We start from the raw sequence: 6,728 nt of genomic DNA on the forward strand, positions 1-6,728 counted from the left end.
GGTGAGAGTGAGTGTTTATGTTGCCGGGAGAGAGATGAGAAGGGATCGAGTGTCGGACTAATTGACTCCTTTTTGTCTTTAGGGGCCCTAATTCAGCTCTTTTGGTTCAGGGGGTGCGGATTGTGAAATCAAGGAGAATTGTACGAAATTCCAGTCACTCGACGAGCTCCTCGCCCTCAATGCCGCTTTCAGTATTGATCCAACATCGGATGGTGATCCGGCGATCATCGAAGGGGACAGGATCGCGGCACGCGAACTTCTGATTCGGTTTGTGAAGACGAGAACCGATGAAGGGCCGGTGTTCCTCTCTGACTTAAAGAACCAGCTGATCAGGATCAATCCGGCCTTCTCAGAGAAGAAGATTGGTTTCTCCTCATTCAAAAAATTCATCGAATCACTCGAAGGTGATGTGGTGGAGGGGATCATCACCGACCGAAGAACCGGCCATCCCCTTGTCAGCTTCCGTGATCTTGATGAGATCAATTCGGTCTACGTTGATGCAGATGAATGCCTGGCGACCTGTTTAAACTCCCGGCTCCGATTCATCGGGGATCGGGCCATCCGCACCCAGATCTTTGAGCAGATCCTTGCTCTCTTCAAGGACAGGCGCCCACGATCCATCCATGAGATGGCATCTTCCATACATCCGAAGATAGATCAGTCGGTCTCAAAAGCAACCTTAAACCGTGTCCTCTTCGGCCTTGGGGGAGAGGGGCGCGTCTTCCGGTATTACCGGAAAGATCCCATGGTCCCACCAATTGATTCGCCACAGGTATTGAATGAGTTTGTCAGGTCTGTTGCCGATATCGAGGCGGTCTACCTTGCATCTGCCCGCGAAGCCGTCAAGCGGATTTTCCCTGACATGGACGATTCTGAGGTTGAACGGGTGGTCCGGTAAAGGGGTGGTTATTTCGGGAGGATTGGCAAGCCCTGTTTCACACCTGACGGTACGAACCTTTTGGGATATGGATGGCGAAACGGGCGCCCTTGCGGGGGACTCCCTCCTCGGTGATGCTCATCCCGGTGATTGAGAGGATCTCGCGTGAGAGGAAGAGCCCAAATCCGGTATTGGTATAGTATCCCCTGACAAATATTGCCTTTTTCTTATCTTCCGGGACTCCTGATCCATTATCTTCACAGAGAATGGCAATCCCTCCCTCTTCAGTCCGGCTTGAGAAGGTGATATGGGTGATTTTGCCTCCGTGGCGGATGGCATTCTCGATTAAGTTGTAAAAAACCCTCTCGATGAGTGGATCGGCATAACATTCAATATCCTGAACCTGTATCTCAATGGATATTCCTGCAAGGTTCAGCTGGCTGGATGCATTCTCCACAAGATCCCTGATCCGATACCAGCGGGGTTCTGTGATCCCGATATTCTGGTAATCACGGGTGAACTCGATCTGCCGCTGGATCGTCTTTGCCTGGGCGAGCGACTTCTGGATCAATTCTTCTGTTGCTGGTGTTGCCTCTTCCATTGCAAAACTCAGGTATCCAAGGAGGGCAGTAACCGAATTGAGGATATCATGGCGGGTGATGCTTGAGAGGAGATTTAGTTTGGTATTGGCAAGGCGGATCGCCTCTTCCGCCTTTTTCCAGGGATCGAAGTTGATCACAATTCCTGTGAGGGTTGCCGGGCTCCCGTCAGGATTCCACCTGGTTGCCATTCCCCGGTCATAATACCAGAGATATCCTCCATCTGACGTTTTTATCCTATATTCTGCCTCATACATTGGTTTTTTTCCTGTAAGATGATCCCGCATGGCATCCATTGTATTCTCATGGTCATCGGGATGGATCAGATCGGTGATCTCATAGACTGTATTGGGAAAATCAGATGGGTCATATCCAAGCATCGTTGCCTTTTCAGGGCTGTAATCGACATGTCCGGTTTCCACATCCCATATCCACCATGCAAGACTTCCTGCGGCAAGTGCTGTTTCGATATGTGTTTCGCCAGTATCTCCTTTCTTCCCATCCATGACTAAACCTGCCTGATGCTAGTGTATCTAAGGCGGCATAGATAATGGATTCGCTAAAAAGGAGATTATACAGTCAGTCAGTTCCGGACATTCTGTTCATCGCCGGGAAGTCTTCTTCCCTTTCGCCTTCGTGCTCTCTTCTCTTCTGCGTTTTACTGCCTTTTTTGTCTCCCGCCTTGCCTCTCGTACCGGAGCAGGCTCCCCTTCCGGCAGTTCACCTTCGATCAGCTCAACGGTTGATTCTTTTGTGAGGAGAAGGTGGTATGCATCATATTTTTTGTGGTGCCTGACCAGTACCCGGTTGAACCTGAGAACCGATCCGTATGCTGCCTGACGGAGTATTGCATTCTCTTCGGTTATGTGGTAGGCAGGAAGGGCAGCATATGCCTCACGTTTTCCGGTACCGTCACAGATCCGGTAGAGAAAGGTGCCGGAATCGCCGATATTTTCTGAGATCTTTGATGCGATGATATTGATCTTCTTCTCTTCATGCCGCGAGAGGCGGGATATCCGTTCAGCTTTTGTACCGGGTGGCACGCGGTAACTGACCCTCTTCTTTCCGTCTTTTCTATGGATCGCAAACGCGGTCTTGATATCTGTGTTATAGAACCTAAATGACTCGTCGCCTGCTGCCACCGCATTCATCAGCCGTGTTGGTGCCATCTCCGGCAGGGTAATGAAGCTCCAGCATCGCTCAACCATGCAGGGCACGCCCCGGATGTCATTGCATGGGGCATATATTGAGAGTCCCCGCTTCTTCAGGCGGCGGGAGAGGTCGCGGAGTGTGGTTGCGTTTGCGAGATCGGCAGGTTCGCAGATGAGGAGAGTCCCGTTCTCCCTGAGTCTGCTGGCAAGCCTCATGACCGTCTCTTCACGGATCGTTATGTCATGGATCTCGTTGAGTACATTCGCACAGACGATCAGGTCATACGGACCCTCATGGAGGGGGGACTTTGGATCGGTGATATCAGTTGCCAGAGGAGGGAGGGCGGTTACTCTTCTGCCCTTCTCTGCAAACGGCACTGCAATCTGGCGATATGCCTCAATGAACTCGCCGGCCTGTTCGATTGAGTGGACCGTTGCCCGGCAGCCAGGTATATCGTTTAAGAGCGAGGCAAGGGCAAGTGTCACTGTTCCCGGCCCCGATCCGACATCAAGGACTGCCATCCTCTGAGGCAGAAGCCCGTCATTCATCAGTTCCCGGATGAGATGGCGCATCTGGATGTAATAGACGGGAAAATGGTAGGCGAGATAGGCGAAGATACTGTATCCGCTTGTATATCTGATGATCCGTTCATCCCCCTCCTTCCAGTAGGTATCTTTCTGGGCAACGACCGCCTCCCGTATCCGCTCAAGAGTGGCAGGATCACTCCAGGGCTTGCCGGTTTTTGCTGTAATAAATGACTCAATGGCGGTCTGTATGGGGGATTCAACCTTCCGTATCTCCGGAATATCTGCAGGAATACAGGGGCTCTGCTCTTTCCATCGGATGATCAGATCCCCCTCCCTTTTCACCATCTCGCACCCGCATTCAGAGAGGAGTGGCAGTATCTCATTCAGGATATGCTGGTGCCCTCGCGGGTCGTCCGCTTCTGCAAAGAAGGAGGAGAGTGCAAACTGGGTTCGCTCTTCTGTCCACCTGATGAACTTCTTCCGTATCGTCTCGTCCCTCATCTGATCCTCCTGTACCAATCGGAGTGCAGTGATGATGAAACCCACCGGTGGTGTCTGGTGAATGTGCTCTTTTCTGACGTTCAGCATCAGATCAGAAGTATCGCAATACCAAACACCACACACCCTGCTGTGGCAAGCGGCAGGGTGAATGTTTTCACCGTCTCAGAAACACTCTGGTGTGTTGTCCTGTTCACGAGCCAGAAGAAGGGATCGCTTGCATAGCTGATCACCATCGTTCCTGCGGCAATCATCAGGAAGAGGGCTGATGAAGGTATTAGATCGGGGATAGCCGTTCCAGCGATAATATCCGCGGTGATGACGGCGGTGACGAGCCGGGAGCCCTGTGCAGTCTGGATGAAGCAGGCAAGGATAAAGGGTATCACTGCAAGTGGGATAACCGTTCCAAGGAGGCTTGCTGCATCTGTGGAAAACGAACTCGCCGCGATAACTCCACCGAGTGCACCGGCACCACAGAGATCAAAGATGATTATGCCTGCATGTTTTGTCCCCTTGCTCATCGCCTCACGGCGGAGTGGACCTGCGATCAAAAGCACCGCGATTATGGCTCCTGAAAGAAGGGCAACAGGGAGGATGGTCTCCGCCCCCATTCCCGGCAGCAGTAACCCGATTCCGATGATTGCGATCGGCACGATAATGGGTGCCCATGCCGCGGATCGTCTGGTCTGATCCCCCCTCTCATCCTTTTCTTTTTCCATGCGGATACCACGGCCGGAAAGGATGATCATCAGGAGCAGGAGGATCAGTGAGAGGGGAATTGTAATGTGGTTCAGCCCGGGATCGGTTGAGAAGACCTGTATGAGGGTTGCCATCACAGGTGCAGGTGCGACCAGGACAAATGAGAGCACCGATCCAGCGGCGGCAAGGGAGAGGAGTATTCCTGCCTTTTCTGGATCTGCTGTTATGCCTTTCAGAAGGGGTGCGAGGAGAAGAAATGGTGTGATCGCGCACATAAACGGAACTGCAAGAAGCCATCCCGCAAGTCCGGCATAAACTGCCGGGCGGGATGAGATCGAGTGGAGATCGGCAAGTATCCTCTGAATTCCCCCGCCTCTGGCAAGTGAGAAGGCGATGATCGATCCGCCCCATACCGCGACACCGAGGATGGTAAAGATCCGTCCGGCACCCAGACTCGCAGCATCGATGATTATCTCAAAAGGAATTCCTGCCAGTATTCCGTACCCGATTGCAGCACCGAAAAGGACTGGAAAAGGAGGAAACCTGAAATGGGCAGTGGCAATGGTTATAGCGAGGATGCAGATGAGAAAAGCGGAGAGAGTCTCCACTTACTTCACTCCTCTTTGGGAACAAACGGCACTTTTCGCGCTTTATCTGATAGTATTGCACTGTTCCCTGAAGGATCCTCGATGATCAGGGTAAATGGTATCTCCCCCTCTTTAGCATGGGCGAGGGTTTCTAGCCCGTCAAGTGCAGCCCGCCGTTCGTCATCATCTGCTGAGAGGAGGGTGGTTTTGATTGCATCCTCGACACGTGCGAGCACTCCCTCGACATTTGATACGAACCCCTGGCATGCAGGCCCCGGACTGATTGATATGCCAAGCTCGGGGATCTCAATGGTACCCGAGGTTGATCGTGCGACGCGGGTGGAGAGATCCGCAGCAGAGGAGACATCAAACTCATACCTGACCGGTCCACGATCTGCCAGGATCATCGTATCCGTAAGACGAAAGCCGCATGCCTCACAGAGGCCGCACATCAGGAGAATATCGGAGAAGAAGGGGATATTCTCGGTCTGGTAAATATATTCTATCTCTTCTCCGCAGAGCGGGCAGGGGCCGGAGAGGGCCTGCTTCACCTAGTTGCCTCCACCGATCTTCTCCCGTGATATCTTCACCGATGTTGGCGTGATGACGACATAGCGCTGGTCGCCGATGCCGATGATATCGCCGTTTACATCACGTGCAACATCCTTTAAGTCCTTCATCACCCGTTCAAAGGTGATCTTATCGAGCTTCAGCTTCTGGATATCAATGATCACGATGTTATTATTGTACACCTCGTCCTTGATTCGTGGCGTATCCTTGAGGTCGTTGATCGTTGCAATTTTGATATACATCAGAGCAGGCTCCTCCCCTGCCGCTGCATCCTCATATGCAGCGAGGTCGAGATCCATATACTCCTCTTCCTTAGGGGTGGCACCCTTTCCGCCAATGATGGAATCAAGAAATCCCATGTAGAATCCTTTCTATTGGTAGTTATTAATTGTATCCTTATATCTCGCGGGGGTGAAGGGGGCGGAGCGGGAAGATCCCACCCTGAAGGGTGGGGATGAGAGCAGAGCCTCCCTTCGTCAGATTCCTGGAGAGACTACCAAAAACCCCATATTATTATAAGGCAAATATTGTTTGTATGCTCCAGGCCTACAAGTATCGGATGTATCCTTCGAGAGAGCAGGGTACGCTCCTCATGAAACATATCCATGCCTGTCGGTTTGTGTACAACAATTCTCTGGAGCAGAAGATCCGGGCATACGAGCAGGAAGGGCGAAAACTCTCCTGCTTCGACCTGAACAATAATCTTCCCGCGCTCAAAGAAGAACACCCGTGGCTCAAAGACGTCAACTCCCAATCGCTTCAGAGCGCGAACAAGAACCTCAACAACGCTTTCACCCGATTCTTCCGTGAGAAGAAGGGATTTCCCCGGTTCAAGTCAAAGAAGAATCCGGTACAATCCTTTCAGGTGCCCCAACACTACCGGATGAACTTCGAGCATGGGCGGATCAAACTGCCGAAGATAGGGGAGATCAAGACAATCTTTCATCGGTTCTTCATCGGTTCTTCACCGGGAAGGTGAAGTACGCCACAGTCTCTGTGACTTCAACCGGGAAGTGGTTCATCAGCATCCTCGTTGATGATGGAAACCCTGAACCAGAGCCCTCTCTCATCTCTCCGGGCACCACCACACCATGGTAACGTAACAAATCTTCTGTAAAAATTAAATTGGCCCTGCAGCCTACCATTGTTTGCAGAAAGGAGACACAGGGCCATGGATACCTATGCATTTATCGAAGATTATCTTTCCGATAATCAGAAT

At 51.8% G+C, this 6,728-nt stretch carries 7 protein-coding genes; 2 read left to right on the forward strand and 5 right to left on the reverse strand.

Translation table 11 applies throughout. The annotated features are described in order from the left end of the window. Window positions 1–262 precede the first annotated feature (262 nt). Window positions 263–898: an OST-HTH/LOTUS domain-containing protein gene (locus FTO68_RS11455; RefSeq protein WP_438362309.1), complete on the forward strand. Its 636-nt coding sequence runs from the start codon at window positions 263–265 to the stop codon at window positions 896–898. Between the two features lie 37 nt (window positions 899–935). Here FTO68_RS11455 and FTO68_RS11460 read toward each other — a convergent pair whose 3' ends face one another. The 5 genes from FTO68_RS11460 to FTO68_RS11480 all read right to left on the reverse strand — a co-directional run bounded on the left by FTO68_RS11460 (window position 936) and on the right by FTO68_RS11480 (window position 5,868). Next, window positions 936–1,982, reverse strand: a complete 1,047-nt coding sequence (locus tag FTO68_RS11460) for a PAS domain-containing sensor histidine kinase (RefSeq protein ID WP_255333549.1) — start codon at window positions 1,980–1,982, stop codon at window positions 936–938. Between the two features lie 96 nt (window positions 1,983–2,078). After that, a complete protein-coding gene (locus FTO68_RS11465; protein ID WP_255333550.1) occupies window positions 2,079–3,743 on the reverse strand; it encodes a small ribosomal subunit Rsm22 family protein in 1,665 nt (554 codons plus the stop codon). After that, on the reverse strand, window positions 3,743–4,960 hold the full coding sequence (locus FTO68_RS11980; RefSeq protein ID WP_255333551.1) for a GntT/GntP/DsdX family permease: 1,218 nt from the start codon (window positions 4,958–4,960) through the stop codon (window positions 3,743–3,745). The genes FTO68_RS11465 and FTO68_RS11980 overlap by 1 nt, the downstream gene beginning before the upstream one ends. Before the next feature lie 5 nt (window positions 4,961–4,965). Further along, window positions 4,966–5,490 (reverse strand): ZPR1 zinc finger domain-containing protein, encoded by a 525-nt coding sequence (locus FTO68_RS11475; RefSeq protein WP_255333552.1) that lies wholly within the window; start codon window positions 5,488–5,490, stop codon window positions 4,966–4,968. Beyond that, window positions 5,491–5,868 (reverse strand): cell division protein SepF, encoded by a 378-nt coding sequence (locus FTO68_RS11480; RefSeq protein ID WP_255333553.1) that lies wholly within the window; start codon window positions 5,866–5,868, stop codon window positions 5,491–5,493. It lies immediately after the preceding gene. Window positions 5,869–6,044: 176 nt separating this feature from the next. Between FTO68_RS11480 and FTO68_RS11485 the strand changes: the two genes are divergently transcribed. Next, the gene (locus FTO68_RS11485) at window positions 6,045–6,488 is read left to right on the forward strand and encodes an RNA-guided endonuclease TnpB family protein (protein ID WP_255333554.1); all 444 of its coding nucleotides are present in this window, start codon (window positions 6,045–6,047) and stop codon (window positions 6,486–6,488) included. Window positions 6,489–6,728 lie beyond the last annotated feature (240 nt).

This window comes from Methanocalculus taiwanensis (assembly GCF_024372745.1).
In the GTDB taxonomy this organism is placed as follows: Archaea; Halobacteriota; Methanomicrobia; order Methanomicrobiales; family Methanocorpusculaceae; genus Methanocalculus; species Methanocalculus taiwanensis.

Excerpts from the sequence above, each read along its gene's own strand:
- FTO68_RS11465 (WP_255333550.1), bottom strand. The coding sequence starts at position 3,743 with ATGCTGAACGTCAGAAAAGAGCACATTCACCAGACACCACCGGTGGGT.
- FTO68_RS11485 (WP_255333554.1), top strand. The coding sequence starts at position 6,045 with ATGCTCCAGGCCTACAAGTATCGGATGTATCCTTCGAGAGAGCAGGGT.
- FTO68_RS11460 (WP_255333549.1), bottom strand. The coding sequence starts at position 1,982 with ATGGATGGGAAGAAAGGAGATACTGGCGAAACACATATCGAAACAGCA.
- FTO68_RS11480 (WP_255333553.1), bottom strand. The coding sequence starts at position 5,868 with ATGGGATTTCTTGATTCCATCATTGGCGGAAAGGGTGCCACCCCTAAG.